Annotated in this window: 20 protein-coding genes and 8 tRNA genes; 1 reads left to right on the forward strand and 27 read right to left on the reverse strand. The window is 45.8% G+C overall.

Annotation, left to right across the window (positions count from 1 at the left end; translation table 11 throughout):
* Positions 1-8: 8 nt before the first annotated feature.
* From ATB76_RS21875 to pncC, 14 genes are all read right to left on the reverse strand, one after another.
* Positions 9-85: transfer RNA gene (locus ATB76_RS21875), tRNA-Arg, on the reverse strand.
* 58 nt (positions 86-143) lie between these two features.
* A tRNA-Arg gene (locus tag ATB76_RS21880) sits at positions 144-220 on the reverse strand.
* Between the two features lie 58 nt (positions 221-278).
* A tRNA-Arg gene (locus ATB76_RS21885) sits at positions 279-355 on the reverse strand.
* 58 nt (positions 356-413) lie between these two features.
* Positions 414-490: transfer RNA gene (locus ATB76_RS21890), tRNA-Arg, on the reverse strand.
* A gap of 56 nt (positions 491-546) precedes the next feature.
* Positions 547-623: transfer RNA gene (locus ATB76_RS21895), tRNA-Arg, on the reverse strand.
* 86 nt (positions 624-709) lie between these two features.
* Positions 710-801, reverse strand: a tRNA-Ser gene (locus ATB76_RS21900).
* A gap of 29 nt (positions 802-830) precedes the next feature.
* A tRNA-Arg gene (locus ATB76_RS21905) sits at positions 831-907 on the reverse strand.
* A gap of 30 nt (positions 908-937) precedes the next feature.
* A tRNA-Ser gene (locus ATB76_RS21910) sits at positions 938-1029 on the reverse strand.
* A 243-nt stretch (positions 1030-1272) separates the two neighbouring features.
* Positions 1273-1470: a carbon storage regulator CsrA gene (gene csrA / locus ATB76_RS21915; RefSeq protein ID WP_004415691.1), complete on the reverse strand. Its 198-nt coding sequence runs from the start codon at positions 1468-1470 to the stop codon at positions 1273-1275.
* A gap of 92 nt (positions 1471-1562) precedes the next feature.
* Positions 1563-2750 carry an aspartate kinase gene (locus ATB76_RS21920; RefSeq protein ID WP_038870262.1) on the reverse strand — a complete coding sequence of 396 codons (1188 nt, stop codon included), beginning with the start codon at positions 2748-2750 and terminating at the stop codon, positions 1563-1565.
* A gap of 203 nt (positions 2751-2953) precedes the next feature.
* Positions 2954-5551 (reverse strand): alanine--tRNA ligase, encoded by a 2598-nt coding sequence (alaS, locus tag ATB76_RS21925; RefSeq protein ID WP_061036121.1) that lies wholly within the window; start codon positions 5549-5551, stop codon positions 2954-2956.
* Between the two features lie 142 nt (positions 5552-5693).
* Positions 5694-6161: a recombination regulator RecX gene (gene recX / locus ATB76_RS21930; protein WP_038870265.1), complete on the reverse strand. Its 468-nt coding sequence runs from the start codon at positions 6159-6161 to the stop codon at positions 5694-5696.
* 207 nt (positions 6162-6368) lie between these two features.
* Positions 6369-7412 (reverse strand): recombinase RecA, encoded by a 1044-nt coding sequence (gene recA, locus ATB76_RS21935; RefSeq protein WP_038870267.1) that lies wholly within the window; start codon positions 7410-7412, stop codon positions 6369-6371.
* A gap of 200 nt (positions 7413-7612) precedes the next feature.
* Complete coding sequence (gene pncC, locus ATB76_RS21940; RefSeq protein ID WP_038881216.1) at positions 7613-8095, reverse strand: nicotinamide-nucleotide amidase; 483 nt, start codon at positions 8093-8095, stop codon at positions 7613-7615.
* 85 nt (positions 8096-8180) lie between these two features.
* Between pncC and mutS the strand changes: the two genes are divergently transcribed.
* Entirely contained in the window at positions 8181-10742 is a 2562-nt protein-coding gene (gene mutS / locus ATB76_RS21945; RefSeq protein WP_061036122.1) for a DNA mismatch repair protein MutS, read from the forward strand.
* Between the two features lie 77 nt (positions 10743-10819).
* Here the strand turns inward: mutS and rpoS are convergent, their stop codons facing one another.
* From rpoS to rlmD, 13 genes are all read right to left on the reverse strand, one after another.
* Positions 10820-11803 carry an RNA polymerase sigma factor RpoS gene (gene rpoS / locus ATB76_RS21950; RefSeq protein WP_038870341.1) on the reverse strand — a complete coding sequence of 328 codons (984 nt, stop codon included), beginning with the start codon at positions 11801-11803 and terminating at the stop codon, positions 10820-10822.
* A 79-nt stretch (positions 11804-11882) separates the two neighbouring features.
* Positions 11883-12806: a peptidoglycan DD-metalloendopeptidase family protein gene (locus tag ATB76_RS21955; RefSeq protein ID WP_038870272.1), complete on the reverse strand. Its 924-nt coding sequence runs from the start codon at positions 12804-12806 to the stop codon at positions 11883-11885.
* A gap of 14 nt (positions 12807-12820) precedes the next feature.
* A complete protein-coding gene (locus tag ATB76_RS21960; RefSeq protein ID WP_038870274.1) occupies positions 12821-13447 on the reverse strand; it encodes a protein-L-isoaspartate(D-aspartate) O-methyltransferase in 627 nt (208 codons plus the stop codon).
* The gene (gene surE / locus ATB76_RS21965; RefSeq protein WP_038870275.1) at positions 13447-14223 is read right to left on the reverse strand and encodes a 5'/3'-nucleotidase SurE; all 777 of its coding nucleotides are present in this window, start codon (positions 14221-14223) and stop codon (positions 13447-13449) included. Before surE ends, ATB76_RS21960 begins: the two co-directional genes overlap by 1 nt.
* Positions 14223-15266 carry a tRNA pseudouridine(13) synthase TruD gene (gene truD / locus ATB76_RS21970; RefSeq protein WP_061036123.1) on the reverse strand — a complete coding sequence of 348 codons (1044 nt, stop codon included), beginning with the start codon at positions 15264-15266 and terminating at the stop codon, positions 14223-14225. Before truD ends, surE begins: the two co-directional genes overlap by 1 nt.
* 46 nt (positions 15267-15312) lie before the next feature.
* Entirely contained in the window at positions 15313-15789 is a 477-nt protein-coding gene (gene ispF / locus ATB76_RS21975; protein ID WP_038870279.1) for a 2-C-methyl-D-erythritol 2,4-cyclodiphosphate synthase, read from the reverse strand.
* 14 nt (positions 15790-15803) lie between these two features.
* Positions 15804-16511, reverse strand: a complete 708-nt coding sequence (ispD, locus tag ATB76_RS21980; protein WP_042605418.1) for a 2-C-methyl-D-erythritol 4-phosphate cytidylyltransferase — start codon at positions 16509-16511, stop codon at positions 15804-15806.
* Between the two features lies 1 nt (position 16512).
* Positions 16513-16794 carry a cell division protein FtsB gene (ftsB, locus tag ATB76_RS21985; protein WP_038870281.1) on the reverse strand — a complete coding sequence of 94 codons (282 nt, stop codon included), beginning with the start codon at positions 16792-16794 and terminating at the stop codon, positions 16513-16515.
* A 316-nt stretch (positions 16795-17110) separates the two neighbouring features.
* Complete coding sequence (eno, locus tag ATB76_RS21990) at positions 17111-18409, reverse strand: phosphopyruvate hydratase (protein WP_038870282.1); 1299 nt, start codon at positions 18407-18409, stop codon at positions 17111-17113.
* An 81-nt stretch (positions 18410-18490) separates the two neighbouring features.
* Positions 18491-20131 (reverse strand): CTP synthase, encoded by a 1641-nt coding sequence (locus ATB76_RS21995; RefSeq protein WP_038870283.1) that lies wholly within the window; start codon positions 20129-20131, stop codon positions 18491-18493.
* A 151-nt stretch (positions 20132-20282) separates the two neighbouring features.
* On the reverse strand, positions 20283-21080 hold the full coding sequence (mazG, locus tag ATB76_RS22000) for a nucleoside triphosphate pyrophosphohydrolase (protein WP_061036124.1): 798 nt from the start codon (positions 21078-21080) through the stop codon (positions 20283-20285).
* A gap of 210 nt (positions 21081-21290) precedes the next feature.
* Positions 21291-23510, reverse strand: a complete 2220-nt coding sequence (gene relA / locus ATB76_RS22005) for a GTP diphosphokinase (RefSeq protein WP_045424361.1) — start codon at positions 23508-23510, stop codon at positions 21291-21293.
* 127 nt (positions 23511-23637) lie between these two features.
* On the reverse strand, positions 23638-24957 hold the full coding sequence (rlmD, locus tag ATB76_RS22010; protein WP_061036125.1) for a 23S rRNA (uracil(1939)-C(5))-methyltransferase RlmD: 1320 nt from the start codon (positions 24955-24957) through the stop codon (positions 23638-23640).
* Between the last annotated feature and the right edge of the window lie 48 nt (positions 24958-25005).

Genomic DNA, 25005 nt, shown 5'->3' on the forward strand with positions numbered 1-25005 from the left:
CTAAGGAGTGGCCCGTCCTGGAGGATTCGACCCTCCGACCGCCTGGTTCGTAGCCAGGTACTCTATCCAGCTGAGCTAAGGACGCACGGTTTTTGATATCAGTATTCCCAATATCAGGAGTTCACTAAGGAAACCCTAAAGAGTGGCGCGTCCTGGAGGATTCGAACCTCCGACCGCCTGGTTCGTAGCCAGGTACTCTATCCAGCTGAGCTAAGGACGCGCAGTTTTCGATATCGGTATTCCCAATATCAGGAGTTCACTAAGGAAACCCTAAAGAGTGGCGCGTCCTGGAGGATTCGAACCTCCGACCGCCTGGTTCGTAGCCAGGTACTCTATCCAGCTGAGCTAAGGACGCGCAGTTTTCGATATCGGTATTCCCAATATCAGGAGTTCACTAAAGAAACCCTAAAGAGTGGCGCGTCCTGGAGGATTCGAACCTCCGACCGCCTGGTTCGTAGCCAGGTACTCTATCCAGCTGAGCTAAGGACGCGCAATAATCTTTATTTTACTTTGTATAACCCGTTTATCAAACGAATTATTAAATAGTGGCGCGTCCTGGAGGATTCGAACCTCCGACCGCCTGGTTCGTAGCCAGGTACTCTATCCAGCTGAGCTAAGGACGCGCAATTCTTCTTGCCAGGAAGGTGTGAAGTACATCACATTTCATTTCTTACGAAACAAAAAAAAGGCCAACGGGCCAGTCAATGAATGGCGGTGAAGGAGGGATTCGAACCCTCGATACGGGATAAACCGTATACTCCCTTAGCAGGGGAGCGCCTTCAGCCTCTCGGCCACCTCACCGTTTTCATTGTTATATCTCAAAAGAGATATGGCGCGTCCTGGAGGATTCGAACCTCCGACCGCCTGGTTCGTAGCCAGGTACTCTATCCAGCTGAGCTAAGGACGCACTTTTGTTGATAAATCAACGTTGCAAGAATGGCGGTGAAGGAGGGATTCGAACCCTCGATACGGGATAAACCGTATACTCCCTTAGCAGGGGAGCGCCTTCAGCCTCTCGGCCACCTCACCGTCTTGCGGAGGCACATATTACGTTTTACCGAAAATATGTCAAACACTTTCTTTGAAAAAAAACGCAAAAATCGCTTAACCGATGCGGATTTAATCAAAGTGATTATTAAACAAACTTTATCACTCTATTATGATGAAAAAAAGAGAATCTTCTCTTAAAAAATGACATTTATCTAAAACTAAAAAGGCCAGCCCAATGGCTAGCCTTTTTCATTCAAACTAAGCTCTATAAACAGGAGCAGCTTAGTAGTTACCAGAAGCAACGTTACCATTGCCTTTTTCAGCTTGAATGCGCATGTAGATTTCTTCACGGTGAACTGAAACCTCTTTCGGAGCGTTAACGCCGATACGTACTTGGTTACCTTTTACACCTAGTACAGTTACAGTCACTTCATCACCAATCATCAGTGTTTCGCCTACGCGGCGAGTCAAAATTAGCATTCTTTGCTCCTTGAGTAATCTCTAAATTTTCTTGCTACAAAGCTATTATCCAACAAAAGTTATATTTTCGTAAACTACCTTGTTACGGAAAATTAGCCTAAAAAGGCATGTTTTTGCTGAATGCTTAATGCTTCACTCGATCTAATGTAAGCATCATGGAGAATATTTGCTGCTGTATCCACACACTCTGGTGGTAAGACTAGCATCATAGTGAGTGCATTCGTTGAGCAGAAATTAATTGCAATATCTTGCTGTGCCAACAAATCGCATGCGTGCTCAACCATTCCATTGGCTTCAAGCCCCACTGCGGTCAACAGGCTTACTACTTCACTATTACGGATTTTATCGCTGAACACCAGATCCAACTTGGCACATGCATCTTGTTTTATCATGATACCTGTTCGTTCTGTTTCCTCGATCACATTCCAAATGTCGATGCCTAACATCTGACATTGCTTTGCGACACTAGACAGGTGGTCACTGTCGACTTCAATTATGGCAAGGTCACGTTGAATCGCTATACCGGAAACGGCTTGCTTACCCGCCTCCCCTTTCACCAAACTGCCTTCATTAATATCGAAGGTCGAAAGCACACGTAGTGGCACATTATTCTTCCATGCGTATTGCACAGAAGGTAGATGCAGTACCTTCGCTCCTCGGCTCGCCATCGCTTCCATAGAAGGAAAATCGATAACGTCCAATTTCTGAGCGTTTTTCACTACACGAGGGTCACAAGTATATATACCATCAACGTCGGTAAAGATTTGGCACTCATCAGCACTTAACGCGCCTGCAAGTGTCACTGCGCTCGTATCAGAGCCACCTCGACCTAATGTGGTGATATCCCCATTTTCATTCACACCTTGGAAACCTGCCACGATAACGATTTGATCTTGCTTAAGTAAGTCAAAGATCGTAGAAGTATCAATGTGCTTAATCGTCGCGTCATTGTGTTGATTGTCCGTCACAATGTTCGCTTGTGCTCCGGTAAGTGAGCGAGCAGCATAACCCAATTTATTAAGGGTCATTGCCAGTAGTGCCATCGACACTTGCTCACCAGCAGAGAGCAAAACATCAAGTTCTCGAGCTGTTGGAACGCTATCTATTTGGTTAGCTAGATCCATCAATCGATTTGTTTCGCCTGACATTGCAGACACAACAACGACAACTTGATTACCATCATCTTTCGCCTTAATGATGTGTTCAGCGACTTGGTGGATTCTCTCAATTGAACCCACAGAAGTTCCGCCAAACTTTTGCACGATAAGGGGCTTTTTCACCAGTCTTCACCTTCCCAAGACCAAAGTCTCATTAGGACCACTTCATATTCTATTGATTGCAAAATTATATAAGCGGTAGTTACAACAAAAACCAAGTGACGTAAATGACCTGGTTAAAATACGGTCAATTAAACCACTTGGTTACTATAAAAAAATTACGCTCAATCAAATAACTTTGATTGAGCGTAAAGGATGTTAAAAGCTTATAAGCGCTCTTCTAGCCATGGCTGTACTGATTGAATCGCTTCTGGTAGTGCAGATACATCTGTACCACCAGCTTGCGCCATATCAGGACGACCACCGCCTTTACCGCCAACTTGCTCAGCAACCATCTTAACTAGGTCACCTGCTTTCACTTTACCGATAAGGTCTTTAGTTACGCCTGCAATCAGACCGATCTTGTCATCGTTCACGTTAGCAAGAAGGATTACACCGCTACCTACTTGGTTCTTGATGTCATCAACCATAGTACGTAGGTTCTTGTTATCTGCGCCTTCTAGAGCAGCAATCAGTACTTTAGTACCGTTGATATCCTGAACTTTACCCATGATGTTTGCGCTTTCTGCCGCAGCCATCTTGTCTTTCAGTTTCTGGATTTCTTTCTCTAGAGATTTTGCTTTCTGCGCTGATTCAGCCAGTTTCTCTTCGTACTTAGCCGCTTGAGCTTCGATTGCGTCTAGCGCACCTTCACCCGTTACCGCTTCGATACGACGGATACCTGCTGCGATACCACCTTCAGATGTAATCTTGAATAGACCGATGTCACCTGTGTTTGAAGCGTGGATACCACCACAAAGTTCAGTAGAGAAGTCACCCATAGACAGTACGCGTACTTCGTCGTCGTACTTCTCGCCGAACAACGCCATTGCGCCTTTCTTCTTGGCAGACTCGATATCCATCACGTTAGTTTCAATCGTGTGGTTGCGACGAATTTGAGCATTTACTAGACGCTCAACTTCTTTTAGCTCAGCTGCCGTTACCGCTTCTAAGTGTGAGAAGTCGAAACGTAGGCTATCCGCTTTTACTAGAGAGCCTTTCTGCGTTACGTGCTCACCAAGTAATTGGCGAAGTGCAGCATGCAGCAAGTGCGTTGCTGAGTGGTTTAGAGAGATTGCAGCGCGACGCTCTGCGTCAACGATAGTGGCAACTTCATCACCTTTTGCTAGAACGCCTTCAGCCATTACACCGTGGTGTGCGATTGCGTTACCTAGTTTTTGAGTGTCTTCAACACGGAATACACCAGCTTCAGTACGGATCTCACCAGCGTCACCACACTGACCGCCTGACTCTGCGTAGAATGGTGTTTCACCAAGCACGATGATTGCTTTGTCGCCAGCAGATAGAGATTCTACTTCGTTGCCTTCAACGAACATCGCCGCTACAGAGCTAGAGCCTTTAGTACCTGTGTAACCACAGAATTCTGTTTGCGTATCAACTTTAATTGCTGCGTTGTAGTCAGTACCGAAGTTACCAGCTTCACGCGCACGTTGACGCTGCTCTTCCATCGCTTTCTCGAAACCTTCTTCGTCGATTGCAAACTCACGTTCACGTGCAACGTCATTAGTTAAGTCAGCTGGGAAGCCGTAAGTATCGTAAAGTTTAAATACGGTTTCGCCGTCTAGTACTTTACCGTCCGTTCCTTGCGAAGAAATGTTATCTAGTGCTTCGTTTAGAATCGCCATACCGCGCTCAAGTGTACGACCGAAGTTTTCTTCTTCGATACGCAGTACTTTTTCAACCACAGCTTGTTGACGCTTCAGCTCTTCACCAGCCGTACCCATGATTTCCGCTAGTACACCAAACAGTTTGTGGAAGAATGCACCTTGTGCGCCCAGCTTGTTACCGTGACGAACTGCACGACGGATGATACGACGTAGAACGTAACCACGACCTTCGTTTGAAGGCATAACGCCATCAACGATCAGGAATGAACATGAACGGATGTGGTCAGCGATAACGCGTAGCGATTGGTTTGATAGATCTTCGTAGCCAATCACTTCAGCAGCAGCTTTGATAAGAGCTTGGAATACATCGATTTCGTAGTTTGAGTGAACGCCTTGCATAATTGCAGAGATACGCTCGATACCCATACCAGTATCTACCGATGGCTTTGGTAGCGGTTCCATAGTGCCGTCTGCGTGACGGTTGAACTGCATGAATACGTTGTTCCAGATCTCGATGAAACGGTCACCATCTTCTTCTGGTGTGCCAGGACGGCCACCCCAGATGTGCTCACCGTGATCGTAGAAGATTTCAGTACATGGACCACAAGGACCTGTGTCACCCATTTGCCAGAAGTTATCTGACTCGTATGGTTTACCACCTTTCTTGTCGCCAATGCGAATAATGCGGTCTGCTGGAACGCCTACTTTTTGGTTCCAGATATCGAATGCTTCGTCGTCTGTTTCGTAAACGGTTACGAGTAGACGGTCTGCTGGCAGCTTAAGGGTTACTGTTAGGAATTCCCAAGCGAACGCGATAGCGTCTTCTTTGAAGTAATCGCCAAAGCTGAAGTTACCTAGCATTTCAAAGAATGTGTGGTGACGAGCAGTGAAGCCAACGTTTTCCAGGTCGTTGTGTTTACCACCAGCACGTACACAACGTTGAGCCGTAGTCGCTCGAGTGTAGGCTCGTTTTTCTAAGCCTAAGAAACAATCTTTAAATTGGTTCATACCCGCGTTTGTGAACAGCAGGGTTGGGTCGTTATGTGGAACTAACGATGAACTTTCTACGATTTGGTGTCCTTTGCTCTCAAAGAACTTGAGGAACGCGTTACGAACCTCATCAGTGCTCATGTACATGCAGCTCTTCCTGAAAATAGTCGAGTTAGAATTTTGCCGTATTGTAGATCATGCAATCAGCTACGACTAGTTTTCTTGCGGAAAAGAGGCATTAGAGGAAAAAATTTGAAGCAAAACAAAAAACAGTGTGAGCTACTGACCGCTAATCTTCGTCATCAAAGCTCAACGCATAGCTGATTTGGTCAAAACTATAGCCACGATATTGCATAAATCGCACCTGTTTAGCGTATTCTTTCTGGTCTTTGGCTTTCATTCCTTTGAATTTCTTCTCAGCCGCCGTTCTTGCCAGTTCAAACCAGTCTTGTGGTTCCTCTTCCATCGCTGTTTCAATGATGGATTCAGCCACGCGTTTTTGATTCAACTCCTGTCGAATTCTCCTTTCACCATGCCCTTTATAGACGTGTTGGCGAATCTGACTTTTGGCATAACGTAAGTCATCTAAGTAATTGTGGTCGAGGCAAAAGTTGATGGCCACTTCGATATCGGCCTCTTCATAACCTTTTAGAGCCAGCTTTTGATAGAGCTCGTATTGTCCATGATCACGACGGCTTAGTAGCTGAATCGCCGCTTCTTTGCTCGACAACGTCGGAGCTTGACGCTTTTGGTACATGATGATCCTAAAACTATTTTTGCTGTACAGACTCTAAAACAATCGTAGTAAATAACTGCTCACTCTAGCTTGTTGCTGTGCCAGCTCTGCTCACCTACTTACTGGGATTGATATTAATCTGCCCTTTATTTTTAACGGTTTTGATTTCAGCAGATACAACAAAGCCCCGCATCGCAGGGCTTTGTTAGATATTAATTGAAGAAAAGATTAAAACTCTTCTTCTTGCTCTGATTTTTCACCGGCTTCTGGCGCTTCAGGTAAAGCAGGAGAAAGTAGCATTTCACGTAGCTTAGCATCGATAGTCTTTGCCACTTCGGTGTGCTCACGTAGGTAGTTACAAGCGTTCGCTTTACCTTGACCGATCTTATCGCCTTGGTAGCTGTACCATGCCCCCGCTTTTTCTACTAGCTTGTGCTTAACGCCTAGGTCGACTAATTCACCTTCACGATTGAAGCCTTGGCCATACATGATTTGCGTATTCGCTTCTTTAAACGGTGCAGCAATCTTGTTTTTAACCACTTTAATGCGCGTTTCGTTACCCACAACTTCATCGCCTTCTTTGATTGCGCCAGTACGGCGGATATCTAGACGAACAGAAGCGTAGAATTTAAGAGCGTTACCACCAGTAGTGGTTTCAGGGTTACCGAACATCACACCAATCTTCATACGAATTTGGTTGATGAAGATACACATACAGTTAGACTGCTTTAGGTTACCTGTAAGCTTACGCATTGCTTGAGAAAGCATACGAGCTTGAAGACCCATGTGGCTGTCGCCCATTTCGCCTTCAATTTCAGCCTTTGGAGTAAGTGCCGCAACAGAGTCGACAACCATGACGTCGATAGCACCAGAACGTGCAAGTGCGTCACAAATCTCAAGAGCTTGCTCACCCGTATCAGGCTGAGAAACAAGTAGAGCATCGATATCAACACCTAGTTTCTTCGCGTATACAGGATCTAGCGCGTGCTCCGCATCGATAAATGCACAAGTTTTACCTTCACGTTGCGCTGCTGCAATAAGCTCTAGAGTTAGCGTTGTTTTACCTGAAGATTCTGGACCGTAAACTTCTACGATACGACCCATTGGCAGACCACCAGCACCCAAAGCGATATCAAGAGAAAGAGAACCCGTTGAGATGGTTTCTACGTCCATTGCGCGGTTATCACCAAGGCGCATGATAGAGCCTTTACCGAATTGCTTTTCAATTTGACCTAGCGCAGCGGCGAGCGCTTTCTGTTTGTTCTCGTCCATTACTTTCTCCGATTTATTCATCTTCTTTGGGCGATGAATCATAATTCATTTTTCTTGAGCAGAAGAACTGCTCATCAATGAAAGTTATTATACTGTTGATTCATACAGTGTCTATACCTGTATGAAAAAAATTTGGCAGACCTAAACCTACTATTTGCTCCAGCCCTTATCAAAACTGGGCTACGACAATTAAAGAAATTCTAGATCAAATACTGATGCAGTTGAGTCAGTGCATGCTCAATCGCTTTTTTGCGAACTTGCGCACGATCACCCGTAAAATGCATGGTTTCCACTTGCTGCCAATTCTGATTATCTGCAAAGGCAAAACAAACCGTCCCAACAGGCTTTTCTTCGCTTCCACCGCTAGGGCCTGCTATGCCACTTATCGAGACTCCAATAGTTGCATTTGAATGATTTAGGGCGCCCAGCACCATTTCGATCACGACTGGCTCACTCACAGCACCGTGCGCTTCTAATGTTGAAGCTTGTACACCAAGCATTTCCATTTTAGCTTCATTGCTGTAGGTCACAAATGCGCGGTCTAGCCAAGCAGAGCTACCTGCAATATCAGTAATTGCTGTTGCAACCCCACCTCCAGTGCAAGATTCTGCCGTCGTTAAAACATGCCCATGCTTAGCCAATAATGCCCCTAAATCAGCACTCAATTTTGTTGCTCTTTCCATAGCCAAAAATGCCCTTTGTCTCTTTTTACTTGATAGGGATTCACGTATCCTAAGCCGCTACGGAAATAAACAAAAGTACTTACCTGTGAAAGCTGAACAAAAACACACTCCGATGATGCAGCAATACCTCAAGCTAAAGGCTGAGAATCCTGAAATCTTGCTGTTTTACCGCATGGGCGACTTCTACGAACTCTTCTACGACGATGCAAAACGCGCATCTCAATTGCTTGATATTTCGTTGACTAAACGCGGTGCGTCGGCAGGTGAACCTATCCCAATGGCTGGCGTTCCATTCCACGCCGTTGAAGGTTATTTAGCCAAACTTGTTCAGCTTGGTGAGTCTGTGGCGATTTGTGAACAGATTGGCGATCCAGCGACAAGCAAAGGTCCGGTTGAGCGTAAAGTAGTGCGTATCGTCACCCCTGGTACGGTGACCGACGAAGCACTGCTGTCTGAGCGTCTCGACAACCTGATTGCAGCGGTTTACCAACACAATGGTAAATTCGGTTACGCGACATTGGATGTGACTTCTGGACGCTTCCAATTGGTTGAGCCTGAAACCGAAGAAGCGATGGCAGCAGAACTTCAACGTACGGCCCCACGAGAGCTACTTTTCCCTGAAGATTTTGAGGCCGTTCACCTCATGTCTAACCGTAATGGTAACCGCCGCCGCCCTGTTTGGGAGTTTGAGCTCGATACTGCGAAGCAACAGCTTAACCAACAATTTGGCACTCGTGACTTAGTGGGCTTTGGTGTTGAACACGCATCACTTGGTTTGTGTGCCGCTGGCTGTTTGATTCAATATGTAAAGGACACTCAACGTACTGCCCTGCCACACATTCGTTCACTCACCTACGACAGACAAGATCACTCTGTGATTCTTGACGCAGCGACTCGTCGCAACCTTGAGCTAACACAAAACCTATCAGGTGGCACTGATAACACGCTTGCGGAAGTCTTAGATCATTGTGCGACCGCAATGGGCAGTCGTATGCTCAAGCGCTGGTTACACCAACCAATGCGCTGTATTGATACCTTGAACAATCGCTTAGATGCGATCAGCGAAATCAAAGATCAAAGCTTGTTCACCGACATTCAACCAATTTTCAAACAAATTGGTGATATTGAGCGTATTTTGGCTCGCTTAGCACTTCGTTCTGCTCGCCCTCGCGATATGGCTCGACTGCGTTACGCAATGCAACAACTCCCAGAATTGGAAAGTGTAACGTCTTCTCTGGCGCATCCTTACCTAATTAAATTGGCTCAATTTGCCGCGCCAATTGATGATGTCTGTGATCTGCTAGAACGTGCAATCAAAGAAAATCCACCAGTGGTTATTCGCGAGGGTGGTGTGATTGCAGAGGGCTACAACGCTGAGCTTGATGAATGGCGTAAACTCGCAGATGGCGCAACCGAGTATCTAGAAAAGCTCGAAGTAGACGAACGTGAGCGCCACGGTATTGATACACTAAAAGTAGGCTACAACGCCGTACACGGTTTCTTTATTCAGGTTAGTCGTGGCCAAAGCCACTTGGTTCCACCACATTATGTGCGTCGACAAACACTGAAAAATGCAGAACGCTACATCATTCCAGAGTTGAAAGAGCATGAAGACAAGGTTCTAAACTCTAAGTCAAAAGCGTTAGCAGTAGAGAAGAAACTGTGGGAAGAGCTGTTTGATTTATTGATGCCAAACCTTGAGAAAATGCAAAACCTTGCGTCAGCGATTTCTCAGTTGGACGTTTTACAAAACCTTGCCGAACGTGCAGACACGTTAGATTACTGTCGCCCGACTCTAGATAAAGAAGCCGGTATCAGTATTCAAGCAGGCCGCCACCCTGTTGTGGAACAAGTAACCAGTGAACCATTTATTGCTAACCCAATAGAGTTAAGCTCAGACCGTAAGATGCTGATCATCACTGGTCCAAACATGGGTGGTAAATCGACCTACATGCGCCAAACTGCGTTGATTGCTTTGATGGCTCACATTGGTTCATACGTACCAGCCGAATCAGCTCATATCGGCTCTTTGGATCGTATATTTACTCGTATTGGCGCATCCGATGACCTTGCTTCCGGGCGCTCTACCTTCATGGTAGAAATGACCGAAACAGCAAATATTCTTCATAACGCGACTCAAAACAGCTTGGTGTTAATGGATGAGATCGGCCGCGGTACCAGTACTTATGATGGTCTTTCTTTAGCATGGGCAAGTGCAGAATGGCTAGCCACACAAATAGGCGCAATGACCCTGTTTGCAACGCACTATTTTGAGTTGACTGAACTGCCAAACCAACTGCCAAATCTTGCCAACGTCCACCTAGATGCAGTAGAGCACGGTGACAGCATTGCCTTTATGCACGCAGTCCAAGAAGGTGCAGCAAGCAAGTCTTACGGCCTTGCTGTTGCTGGGTTGGCAGGAGTTCCAAAACCCGTGATCAAGAATGCGCGCAACAAACTGTCTCAGCTTGAGCAATTAGGTCAAGGTAATGACTCTTCACGACCAAGTGCTGTCGATGTAGCAAACCAACTAAGCTTGATCCCAGAGCCAAGCGATGTAGAGCAAGCACTGTCGAATATTGATCCTGACGATCTAACGCCACGTCAGGCATTGGAAGAGCTTTACCGCTTGAAGAAGATGCTCTAGATCTGACGCATCTTCAATAAAACGCAAAAAGGCTATGGTTTCCCATAGCCTTTTGTTTATTCTAAAGCAGGACTGTCCTAGTCGACTTCCACGTTGAACAGGTTTTCCATGTTCAAACCTTGCTTAATCAAGATTTCGCGCAATCGACGTAAACCTTCAACTTGAATCTGACGTACACGTTCGCGTGTTAGACCAATCTCGCGTCCCACTTCCTCAAGCGTTGATGGCTCGTAGCCAAGTAAACCAAAACGACGAGCAAGCACTTCTTTCTGTTTTGGATTTAGCTCTTCTAGCCAGTCAATCAACGAGGATTTGATGTCATCGTCTTGAGTGGATACTTCAGGATCCGAATTGTTTGCATCAGGAATAATATCCAGTAGCGCTTTCTCGCCATCACCACCGATAGGTGTATCGACAGAGCTGATACGCTCGTTAAGGCGAAGCATTTTACTTACGTCTTCAACTGGAATATCTAGCTGAGCTGCAATTTCTTCTGCCGTTGGTTCATGGTCGAGCTTCTGAGAAAGTTCACGTGCGGTACGCAGATAAATGTTTAGCTCTTTAACCACATGAATTGGCAAACGAATGGTGCGAGTTTGGTTCATCAACGCACGCTCAATCGTTTGGCGAATCCACCACGTTGCGTAGGTTGAAAAACGGAAACCTCGTTCAGGATCAAACTTCTCAACCGCACGGATCAAGCCCAGATTGCCTTCTTCGATAAGATCAAGAAGTGCTAAACCGCGATTGCTGTAACGACGAGAGATCTTCACGACAAGACGTAAATTACTTTCGATCATTCGCTTACGGGCAGCTTCATCACCACGTAATGCTCTACGAGCGTAAAGCACTTCTTCTTCTGCTGTGAGTAGTGGTGAAAAGCCAATTTCGCCTAAGTACAGTTGTGTCGCATCTAGACTTTTATTGCTCGCATCAAATTCTTCGCGAGCTGTTGCTTTGGTTTTTTTAGATGTTTTTTCAAGTTCAGGACTTCCGCTTCCTGTCGTTGCGTTGTCATATTCGAACTCTTCAACTTTGGTGACTGTGTTGCTGATACTCATAACGCCTCCCCCTGGCGAGTTAGCAAACATAACAACTCAATATGTCGCTAAATGATGTCGCAAGTTGTTATTCAAAGTTTTAAGGTAAATATCGTTTTGGATTTACAGATTTACCTTGATAGCGAATTTCAAAGTGGAGCTTGACTGATTTAGAACCAGAACTACCCATGGTAGCGATTTTTTGTCCGCTCTTGACACTTTGTCCTTCTGATACCAGCAATCTGTCATTGTGTGCGTATGCGCTTAAATAATTGTCGTTATGCTTCACTATAATTAGGTTGCCATAACCTCGTAGCGCATTACCTGAATACACAACAGTGCCGGCCGCGGTTGAAACGATAGGCTGACCACGCTGTCCTGCGATGTCTATGCCTTTATTTCCTTGTTCTCCCGCTGAGAAGTTCTTGATTACTCTCCCTTTTGTTGGCCACAACCACTTTGATACTTTATCGTTCTTCGCCGCAGTTACTGGTGGTTTCGGTTTAACATTCTGATTACCTTTTGACCCAACATACTCCTTTGGTTTGGATTGTTCAACCTTCTTTGGCGGCTGTTTTTGTGCAACTTTAGGCGTAGTGGTCGCCGGCTTTTGAGTAGAGCTTTTACTTGAATTTGACGGCTTTGACGCTGTTGATGTTTTAGTCACTGGCGCTGGTTTTGTCGCAACCACTGGAGGAACAACGGGTTCCACTTTATGACCATATTTTGGAGCAACATATTTCGGTGCCCAAAGTTTTAATCGTTGACCAGGGAAAATCGTATAGGGTGCGTTAAGTTCATTGTAACGAACAAGATCATTTACATTCTTATCTGTGACATAAGCTATGAAATAAAGTGTATCTCCTTTCTTTACTTCATAATAACTGCCTCTATAACTGCCTCGTTCAACACTAGAATAGTCTTTATTTAAGCTAGAAACAGGCGCAGGCGAATGAGCCGCGCAACCGACAAGTCCCGCAGCTATCAAGCAGCTAATACCAAAACGACGTAAGAACCTATTCACCTGATCTTTAACCCTTAAGCTAAATCGCCTGCAACTAATGGCACAAATCTTACCATTTCTACCACGGTAGAAAGGAATTGTTCACCCTTGCGTTCAATTTTCAACAATTGTTGCTCATCCTCACCAACAGGTATGATCATCTTACCGCCCTCTTTCAGCTGAGATAAAAGTGCTTGGGGAACACTTTCCGCAGCCGCAGTGACAATAATCGCATCGAACGGACCTTTCGCTTCCCATCCGAGCCAGCCGTCACCATGTTTGGTAGAGACATTATAAATATCCAGTTGTTTCAAGCGACGCTTAGCGTCCCATTGCAAAGATTTGATGCGTTCAACGGAATAAACATGATCAACGATTTGAGCAAGTACAGCCGTTTGATAACCTGATCCTGTTCCTATCTCAAGCACATTGCTGCTTTGTTTGAGATCGAGCAATTCTGTCATTTTCGCAACAATGTAAGGCTGAGAAATAGTTTGCCCCTGACCAATCGGTAACGCATTGTTATCGTACGCTTGGTGCATCATTGCCTGTGAGACAAAACTCTCACGCGGCAAACAGTACACGGCATCCAATACGCGTTGATCACTGATGCCACTGGAGATAAGAAACGCTATCAACCTGTCAGCATGTGGGTTACTCATTACTTCTCTTCCTTTAACCAACTGTCCATCGCACGCAAAGACTCATGAGCAGTGAGGTCAACTTGCAGTGGGGTGATTGAAACTCGACCATGCTCAATCGCATAAAAATCGGTGCCCTCTCCAGCATCTTGCTCTTTACCCGGAGGACCTAACCAATAAATATCATGCCCACGTGGGTCCTGTTGCTTGATCATATTCTCGGCATGATGACGGGCGCCTAAACGTGTCACTTCAATCTCACCTAATTGTTCTAGTGGTAAATCAGGAACATTGACGTTCAGTAAGCGGTTAGTCGGGATCGGCCTAACCAAATGCTGCTCAACTAGCTGACGGGCAATTTTTGCCGCAGCTGCAAAGTTCTGTTTACCCACCAACGAAAAAGCAACAGATTGAACGCCAAGAAAGTGTCCTTCCATCGCAGCGGCAACCGTACCTGAATATAAGACATCATCGCCAAGGTTCGCGCCATGATTGATCCCAGTGAGAACTAAGTCTGGTAAATCGCCTTTCATCAATTCATTCAATGCAAAGTGAACACAATCTGTCGGGGTGCCTTGCACAGAGAAGGTGTTGGGTGCGATTTCATTTACTCTCAGAGGCTGCTCTAACGTCAGTGAGTTCGAAGCACCAGACCGGTTTCGATCTGGTGCCACAATCGTCACCTCAGCAATACTTTTTAGCTCATCAGCAAGCGCATGAATTCCTTGAGCATGAACGCCGTCGTCATTACTGAGCAGCACTCTTAATGGCTTCGCGTTTGGTGAATCCATTTCCATTAATATTCTCTTTCTACTTTTTCCTCGATAATCAACTCGCGTACGATAGAGGTCGCAAACGAACCGGCATCTAGCGAGAAGGTCAACGTAATATTGTTGCCATCCACCGTCCAAGCTAAGTCTTGAGGTTTAAGTGCAATATCACGACGGTCGTGACGCATACGATTCCCACGAATTAATGCCATTAAATCGGGTTCTTCATCCAAGAAAGGCTGCTCCAAGGCTAATGCATCTGTTTGAGTTGGAAGTGCATTGTCTCCAGCTAGCGCTGCAGTAATAACCACTTCGCCCTGAGCAAATAGTGCCTGTAGATCAGCAATGTTGCTTGCATCAATCAACTGAGTACCAGAAGTTGCCTTCGCCACATCACCGTCGATGAACTTGTCAAACACGCCTTGCTCTAATCGAGCTGAAACGATGCGGTTGAAGATCCACGAACGAGCCGCCGACAAATACATGCTGCGCTTGTTTTGGTTACGAGTACGTACGTTCTCGCGCCCCCATCGACGTGCTTCTTCAAGGTTGTTGCCATCGTTACCAAAACGCTGACTACCAAAGTAGTTCGGCACGCCAACTTGTTTCACTTTTTCAAGGCGTTGCTCAACATCCGCTACATCTGTCACTTCAGACAAAGTAACCACGAACTCGTTCCCTACTAGGTCACCAGGACGTAGTTTTTTATTGTGACGATCTGTTGCCAGAATTTCGATACTTGGGTATTGCGCCAAAAATGCTGAAAAATCTGGTGTTTCACCTTTCGGTAAATGAACACTTAGCCATTGTTCAGTCACTGCGTGACGGTCTTTAAGACCCGCCCAGCTAACGTCTTTCGACTTAACGCCACAGGCTTTTGCTAGCTCATTAGCAACAAAGCTGGTGTTCTCGCCCGTTTTACGGATACGAACCATTAAATGCTCGCCTTCACCCGTAAAGGCAAAACCTAAGTCTTCGCGAACCTGAAAGTGTTCTGGTTGCACTTTGATTTTTGCTGATGCTACAGGCTTACCCGTAAGGTAAGCCAATGAAGATAAAATGTCTGACATGATGTTTTTCCACTGCTAACGCAGCATTGAGGAGCAAATTGCTAGGTTATTGCTTAAAGAGAAGTACAACTGCTTCCGTTGCAATGCCTTCTTTGCGTCCAGTAAAACCGAGACGCTCTGTCGTCGTCGCCTTTACGTTTATATTACTGATATCGGTTTCCAAGTCTTCAGCAATCGTGGCACACATTGCGTCGATATGTGGCGCCATTTTAGGCGCTTGTGCCATGATGGTGATGTCAGCGTTTCCTAATCGATAGCCTTGTTCTTTCACCCTGCGATAAACATCTTTAAGCAGTTCGCGGCTATCAGCCCCTTTCCACTTATCATCGGTATCTGGGAAGTGACGGCCAATATCTCCGGCAGCAATAGCACCAAGCAGTGCATCGCTCAATGCATGAAGTGCCACATCACCATCTGAGTGGGCAATCAACCCTTGTTCGTAAGGAACAGCGACACCACCGATAATCACAGGGCCTTCACCACCAAATTTGTGTACATCGAAACCATGACCAATTCGAATCATTTTCTATCCTTTGTTTACTCGCCGTGCTCACGGCTTAGGTAAAACTCGGCTAACGCGAGGTCTTCTGGCTGAGTAATTTTTATGTTATTCGCATTACCTTGAACCAAAGCCGGCGTTTCCCCTAACCATTCCAAAGCCGAAGCTTCATCAGTAATGGTTGCACCTTGTTCTAATGCGTCAGTCAGTGCTCGTGTTAATTGTTGAGTTTTAAACATTTGTGGGGTAAGTGCATGCCACAATGCTTCTCTATCTACCGTATGATCGATATCTTGTGCCGTATTGGCGCGTTTCATCGTGTCTCTCACTGGCGAAGCAAGGATGCCACCAGTTTGATGCTCGCAACAAACTTCGATCAGACGATCAATATCAGACGTAAGTACACAAGGTCTCGCGGCGTCGTGAACTAAAACCCACTCGCTCTCAAGATATGTTCTTACATAGTTTAGCCCTGAAAGCACAGAATCCGCCCTTTCTTTGCCACCAGACACGCAAATCACGTCTGGGTGCTGAGCAATGTTCAATTCAGGGTAATAAGGGTCGCCATCGGTAATTGCGATCACGACTTTAGAGATCCTCGGATGAGAAAGCAGCTTCTCTACTGTGTGCTCTAATACCGCTTTTCCGTCAATTAAGAGATATTGCTTAGGACGATCAGCCTTCATACGGCTACCAACACCGGCCGCAGGTACAATCGCAACATGAGATGAAAACAACTTTGGCATGTTATTGCTCGTCCTCGTCAATAATACGATAGAAAGTCTCGCCATCTTTGACCAAACCTAACTCATGACGCGCACGTTCTTCAATCGCATCAAGACCTTGTCTCAGGTCATCAATTTCTGCGAACATCTCATTATTACGAGCTTGCAGCTTGCTGTTCACTTGTTGCTGCACTTCAATTTCATCTTCTACTGTGTAGTAGTCAGTCACCCCGTTTTTGCCAAACCATAGGGTATATTGGAGCCAGCCAAACAGTAACGTAAGGGCTAAAACAAAGATTCGCATATCGCTGCTAACATTCTGTACCGGAAGGGATTAGATAAGGTGACATATATAGCATAAATGCGTGGTTGGCTCTAGGGCAGAAAAAGAGACTCACACGCTCCTTACAGGAAAAAAGCAGCAAAATGAAACAAAGAGATTCCTGACTCTCTCCTTCGTCGTTCTAGGGAATGACAAATGAACGTGAACGACAGACATCAAAAAGCAAAGTTAGCTCCCACCTATCTAAGCGATGCGTTTACGTATTTCAGATACAAAAACGCCCCGCAAATGCGAGGCGTTTTTTAAAAGCGTTAAGCTAATAATTTAGAAACCTAAATTATTGACCTTTAACTTCTTTAAGACCGTTGAAAGGAGCGCGCTCACCTAGAGCTTCCTCGATACGGATAAGTTGGTTGTACTTAGCAACACGGTCAGAACGGCTCATAGAACCAGTTTTGATTTGACCTGCAGCTGTACCTACCGCTAGATCAGCGATAGTTGCATCTTCAGTTTCGCCAGAACGGTGAGAGATTACTGCTGTGTAACCTGCGTCTTTAGCCATCTTGATTGCAGCTAGAGTCTCAGTTAGAGAACCGATTTGGTTGAACTTGATAAGGATAGAGTTAGCTACGCCTTTCTCGATACCTTCAGCAAGGATCTTAGTGTTAGTAACGAATAGATCGTCACCTACTAGTTGAAGCTTGTCACCTAGTAGTTCAGTTTGGTGCTTGAAGCCAGCCCAATCAGACTCGTCTAGACCGTCTTCGATAGAAACGATTGGGAATTGGTTAGCTAGCTCAGCTAGGTAGTGGTTGAACTCTTCAGAAGTGAAAGTTTTACCTTCGCCTTTCATGTTGTAGATGCCAGCTTCTTTGTCGAAGAACTCAGATGCAGCACAGTCCATAGCTAGAGTAACGTCTTTACCTAGTTCGTAACCAGCAGCTGCAACAGCTTCTGCGATAACTTCTAGAGCTTCAGCGTTAGACTTAAGGTTAGGAGCGAAACCACCTTCGTCACCAACTGCAGTGCTGTAGCCTTTAGACTTAAGAACTTTAGCTAGGTTGTGGAATACTTCAGCACCGATACGTAGACCTTCTTTAAGAGTCTTAGCACCAACTGGTTGGATCATGAACTCTTGGATGTCAACGTTGTTATCTGCGTGCTCACCACCGTTGATGATGTTCATCATTGGTAGAGGCATAGAGAACTGACCAGCTGTACCGTTTAGCTCAGCGATGTGCTCGTATAGAGGCATGCCTTTAGCAGCAGCTGCTGCTTTAGCGTTTGCTAGAGAAACAGCTAGGATAGCGTTCGCACCGAATTTAGATTTGTTTTCAGTACCGTCTAGGTCGATCATTACTGCGTCGATTGCAGCTTGATCTTTCGCGTCTTTACCAACTAGAGCTTCAGCGATTGGGCCGTTTACAGCTTCGATAGCTTTAAGAACACCTTTACCTAGGAAACGTGCTTTGTCGCCGTCACGTAGCTCAAGAGCTTCGCGAGAACCAGTAGATGCGCCAGATGGAGCAGCAGCCATACCTACGAAACCGCCTTCTAGGTGTACTTCAGCTTCTACAGTTGGGTTACCACGTGAATCGATGATTTCACGACCTAGAACTTTAACGATCTTAGACATTGAATGTTTCCTTCTCGTTGAATATATAATGTCAAAATTAAAGGCAGCAACACAGCTTACGTTACTGCCTGTATTCCTTACTTACTTCTCGAAATCGCCACGCTGGTATTCGCCAGCTGCTTTCACGAAACCTGCGAACAATGGGTGACCATCACGCGGTGTTGATGTGAACTCTGGGTGGAATTGAGCCGCTACGAACCATGGGTGAGCTGGGTTCTCAATTACTTCTACCAGTTTCTTGTCTGCTGACAAGCCAGATACTTTAAGGCCTGCTTTTTCGATTTGCGGACGAAGATTGTTGTTCACTTCATAACGGTGACGGTGACGCTCATGAATTGTCGCGTTGCCGTATAGTTCACGAGCTTTCGTACCTTTTTCTAGGTGACATAGCTGTGAACCAAGACGCATAGTACCACCAAGATCAGACTTCTCGGTACGTTCTTCAACTTTACCTTCGCCATCAACCCACTCAGTGATTAAACCTACCACAGGGTACTTCGTCTCTTTGTTAAATTCTGTTGAATGTGCACCTTCCATACCCGCTACGTTACGCGCGTATTCGATCAGTGCCACTTGCATGCCTAGACAGATACCTAGGTAAGGAACGTTGTTTTCACGAGCGTATTGAGCTGCGCGAATCTTACCTTCGATACCACGGTCACCGAAACCGCCAGGAACAAGGATTGCGTCTAGACCTTCTAGGATCTCAACACCTTTGTTCTCTACATCTTGAGAATCAACGTACTGAATCTTAACGCTCAGACGGTTCTTAAGACCAGCATGTTTCAACGCTTCGTTTACTGATTTGTATGCATCTGGTAGTTCAATGTACTTACCAACCATACCAATCGTCACTTCTGCCGTTGGGTTAGCTTCTTCGTAAATTACTTGTTCCCACTCAGACAGGTTAGCTTCTGGCGCATTGATGCCAAAGCGAGCACAAACAAGATCGTCTAGACCTTGAGCTTTGATTAGCTGAGGGATCTTGTAGATAGAATCTACATCTTTCATTGAGATAACTGCTTTTTCTTGTACGTTACAGAAAAGAGCAATTTTCTTACGTTCGTTAGCAGGAATCATACGATCGCTACGACAAACTAGAATATCTGGTTGGATGCCGATAGATAGCAGCTCTTTAACAGAGTGCTGAGTTGGCTTAGTTTTCACTTCGCCCGCAGCTGCTAGGTAAGGAACTAGAGTTAGGTGCATGAACATTGCGCGTTCACGGCCTAGTTCTACAGCAAGCTGACGAATAGCTTCCATAAATGGTAGTGATTCGATATCACCTACCGTACCACCGACTTCAACGATAGCAACATCATGGCCTTCAGAACCTGCGATTACGCGGTCTTTGATAGCATTAGTGATGTGAGGGATAACCTGAATGGTTGCACCTAGGTAATCGCCGCGACGTTCTTTACGTAGTACGTCTGCATAAACACGACCTGCAGTGAAGTTGTTACGCTTAGTCATCTTGGTGCGGATGAAACGCTCGTAGTGACCAAGGTCAAGGTCAGTCTCTGCGCCATCTTCCGTAACGAACACTTCACCGTGTTGAGTTGGGCTCATAGTGCCTGGATCAACGTTGATGTAAGGGTCAAGCTTCATCATAGTCACTTTAAGACCACGAGCTTCTAGAATAGCGGCAAGAGATGCTGCTGCAATACCTTTACCTAGAGAGGATACAACCCCGCCAGTAACAAAAATGTAATTTGTCGTCATGTTTAACCTGAAATTGGTTGAATGAGGGAAATGGAGTGCTTCTGGACGGGACGTAAATATACCAGAAGCTCCTTAACGCCACAACGTGAAATCTATCACACCGGAATTTTTTATTTTTTGCTTCAAATCAAAGTCGAGTATTCATGCAATTTCAGCTTTGCTCTTCTCGTTTCACTTCATCCCACATCGAATCGAGTTCATCTAGAGTAAAGTCTGTGAGTTGCTTACCGTGCGCTGCAACTTTAGTTTCCACGCCTTTAAAGCGTCTTGAGAACTTTAGATTTGCTTTGGCCAAAGCGACTTCAGGGTCTTTGCCTAAGTGACGAGATAGGTTGACGGTCGCAAATAATAAGTCCCCCAACTCAAGCTCTACCTTGGTTTCATCGGGGTTGACTTGAAGCGCCTCTTCCATCACTTCTTCAATTTCCTCTTGTACCTTCCCGACTACAGGACCCAGAGAGTCCCAATCAAAACCATATTTAGCGCATTTCTTTTGAATTTTTGTAGCACGAGAAAGCGCAGGTAGAGAGTTCGGTATTGAGTCTAGAATACTTTCCTCAGCTTTGCCTACTTGTGCTTTTTCTTTGGCTTTTTCCGCTTCCCAATTAGCAGTAATTTCTTCATCAGATTCAAACTCAACATCAGAAAAAACATGAGGATGACGACGAGTCAGTTTTTCATTCACAGTTTCGACGACGTCAGAAAAATCAAACAGCCCCTGTTCTTTTGCTATTTGGCTGTAGAAAATCACTTGGAACAATAAGTCACCCAACTCTTCTTGTAAGTTCGGCCAATCACGGTTTTGAATCGCATCCACCACTTCATAAGTTTCTTCAATGGTGTGCGGAACAATGGTGTCGAAGGTCTGCTTTAAGTCCCATGGGCAACCGCCGTCTGGGTCACGCAACTTCGCCATGATTTGTTCTAACTGTTCAATTGGATGACTCATTTTCTCTGTTCCTTTAAACCTTTCTATCTAAAGAAAAAGGTGAGCAGCCAAAACCACTCACCTTTAATTTGTTTTCTAACTGTTTTTACTAAGTAGTTGGTTCTTCTGGCAAGGCAGCAAACTTATGAGGCCCATGAGCATAGCTTGTCTATGAGATTGGGCGATATAAGTGCAGCTAACGCCGCTAGAAAGCCAAATACGACGTAAAAATTAGCCTAAGCGTTTCACCGACATGACATCCTTAATCTGCTCAACACGTTTCGAAACTCGTGAGAACACTTCAAGGTTGGTCACTTCAAGGTCAAAGTCCATGATCGACATTTGCGTGCGGTAATCGACGCGGCTCTTCATACTGGTGACTTTGATTTTCTCGTTCGCAAATAGCGTTGTGATGTCTTTAAGTAGACCGCCACGCTCCATTGCTTCAACACGAACCGTCAAGATGTAAGAACCGACAAAGCCGCTGCCCCAGACGGTATCGATGATACGTTCTGGTGCGTGATGGCGAAGCTCCTCTAGTTGCTCACAGTCACTGCGGTGGACCGAAATACCGCGACCTTGGGTGATGTAACCGGCAATCTCATCACCTGGGATCGGCTGACAACAACGCGCTAGGTGTGTCATTAGGTTATCGACACCTTCAACTACGACTGCATCTTTCTTCGGACGACTTTGTGCTGGCGCGCGATTTTCTGCTTCTTGCAGTTTTTCTAGCGCTTGTTGGTCTTCCTCTTCGGCGGTTGGTTTGTTTACCAAGGCGTTGATGTGGTTGATGATTTGGTTGATACGCAAGTCACCACTACCAATACCAACATACAATTCATCGGCACTATTAACGTTAAAGCGTTTCAGCGCGTAGTTATCAGCATCTTTCAGTGTCGCGCCGATTTTCGCCAGTTCGTGCTCTAGAATTTCACGACCCGCTTCTAGGTTCTTCTCACGACTTTGCTTGCGGAACCATGCGTTGATCTTCGCACGCGCTCGGCTTGACGTCACAAAGCCAAGCGATGGGTTTAACCAGTCTCGTGAAGGGTTTGGTTCTTTCTGGGTGATGATTTCCACCTGATCGCCCATTTGCAGTTTATGGGTGAACGGTACGATACGACCTGCCACTTTAGCACCGATACAACGATGCCCTACTTCTGAGTGAATGTGGTAAGCGAAGTCTAATGGGGTTGCGCCCATCGGTAGGTCGACGACATCACCACGTGGGGTAAAGGCATACACGCGGTCGTCAAATACCTGACTACGCAGCTCATCCAACATCTCGCCAGAGTCGGACATTTCTTCTTGCCAGTCGAGTAGCTTACGTAGCCACGTGATCTTCTCATCGTAACCGCTACGGCTGCTTGCGCCTTCTTTGTATTTCCAGTGCGCTGCAACACCTAGCTCCGAGTCTTCGTGCATTTCTTTAGTACGAATCTGGATCTCAATGGTCTTGCCTTCAGGGCCAAGAATTACGGTATGGATAGACTGATAACCGTTTGGCTTCGGGTTCGCAACGTAATCGTCGAACTCGCTTGGCAGGTGTTTGTATTTGGTGTGGACCACACCCAGAGCGGCATAACAATCTTGCAGTTTGTCGGCGATGATACGTACCGCACGTACGTCAAACAATTCATCAAACGCCAGACTCTTCTTCTGCATTTTGCGCCAAATACTGTAGATGTGCTTTGGACGACCACTGACTTCTGCGTTGATGCCGCATACGGTCATTTCTTGGGTAAGGTCGTCGACAAAGTCTTTGATGTATTGTTCACGGACAATACGACGCTCAGCCAACTGCTTCGCGATTTGCTTGTAGGTTTCTGGTTGTTGGTAGCGGAAGGCGTAATCTTCGATTTCCCATTTCAGCTGACCAATACCAAGGCGGTTTGCCAGAGGCGCATAAATGTTTGCACACTCTTTTGCCGCAGCGCGACGAACTTCGTCCGGCGCTTTTTTTACTTCAATCAGGTTGCAGATACGTTCCGCCAGCTTAATGACGACGCAGCGGAAATCATCCACCATGGCCAACAACATACGACGAACGTTATCCACTTGAGACGAGGCAGCACCACCATCCATTGTTACATTCAGTTGACCAATTGCCGCCATTTCGTCGACGCCATCGATCAGCTTAATGATTTCTTTGCTGTATTTTTCCTCAAGGAGTTCTCTATCAAAAGCACCGCTTGAGACCAAAGGAAACAGTTGCGCCGCGACAAGTGTCGCTTTGTCCATCGACAAGGTGATCAAAATTTCGATCATCTCTCGTCCACGCCACAACAAAAGCTCCGCCTGTTCGTTATCCGCCAACACAGATTGGCAATCACGATACACTTCAATTAAGCGTTTCGCTGTGTTCTTCTCTTGCCCTAGGCTAGCCACCCAGGTTTCGAGTTCAAACTGTTCATCTTGGTTTAAATGCGCGCTTCTTACCGCAACCATCTCATCATCCTAATTATTATATTTGTGTGGTTTGACTAACACCATCCAGGTTAGTTCTTATGCCAAGCCTTAAACGTTGGCTTATTGACCACCCACCACGTGTAAGTGATCAACAAAGTCCCAATTATCAGGACTTTTCAAACAACGCCATCGATTCTAGATGGCTGGTATGAGGGAACATGTCCAGCATACCTAATTTGGTCAATTGGTAGCCTTGCTCCAGCAAGCTCTGACTATCCCTTGCAAGGGTAGCAGGATTACACGAAACATAAACTACACGCTGTGCGCCAAGCGTAGAAACTTGATCGATGATCCCACTCGCGCCTGCACGTGCCGGATCAAGCAGCACTTTGTCGAATTGTTCAGCCGCCCAAACTTGCCCTTCAAAATCCTGCTCAAGGTTAGCGTGATAAAATTGTGCGTTATTGATTTGGTTCAAGGATGCATTATTTGCTGCCTTTTCTACCATTTCTGCCACACCTTCTACGCCAACCACATGTTTTGCACGTTTTGCAATTGGCAAACTGAAGTTACCTAGACCACAGAACAAATCTAACACTCGCTCGTCACTTTGTGGGTCTAACCACGCCACTGCCTGAGCGACCATTTTCTGGTTCACCGCTTGGTTCACTTGAATAAAGTTGTTTGGCGTGAATGGTACGGTGACACCTGCTTCTTGATAGAAAGGCACTTCACCTTCAATCAAATCAAGTTGATCCGTTTCTGGCATCAGGTAGAGCGATGCATGATGACGCTTCGCCAATTCCACCAAAGTGTTGGTTTCTTTTTCAGTCAGTTTGCTTAGGTGGCGCAATGTAATACAAGGACCATTGTCGCCTAAGACCAACTCTAGGTGACCCAATTGCTCTGGTTTCTTAAACGCTTTAAGCGTCGAGTAGATTTCTGGCAGTAACACATTCAACTCAGGCGCAAGCACGGGACAGTCCGTCACTTGTGCGATTTGCTTACTTTGTTTCTTACGGAAACCAAAGTGCAGCTGACGGGTCTTTTTATCCACAAATAAGCTCACGCGAGCACGGCGACGGTAGCCATGAGAGTCACCCAACACTGGTGCATCCAACTCGATATCACTGCCGGCAAATTTTCTCATCAACTGACGAAGCGTTTGCTGCTTGTGCGTCAGCTGTTGGTCATAATTCAAATGTTGCAGGTCGCAGCCTCCACATTCATGGTAATGCGGACAAAAGGCGTCAACGCGCGTTTCACTCGGTTTAAGGATTTTAATCAACTTACCACGAGCGAATTTGCTCTTTTCTTCCACCAATTGGGTTACCACTTCCTCACCCGGTAGCGCACCATCAATAAACAATGGTTTCTTCTTGAGGTAAGCAATGCCTGCGCCGTGGTGATCCAAACGCTCCACTTGTACCGCTTGGTGACGAGTATTTAATTGCGTTTTCTTTTTAGGTTGAAAGATACGTGCCATGCTCTGTGCCTGATTTGTGTCTAATTGCTCTACGGCTTCACTATTCTT

This window comes from Vibrio sp. MOR3, assembly GCF_001557775.1.
Classification (GTDB): domain Bacteria; phylum Pseudomonadota; class Gammaproteobacteria; order Enterobacterales; family Vibrionaceae; genus Vibrio; species Vibrio jasicida.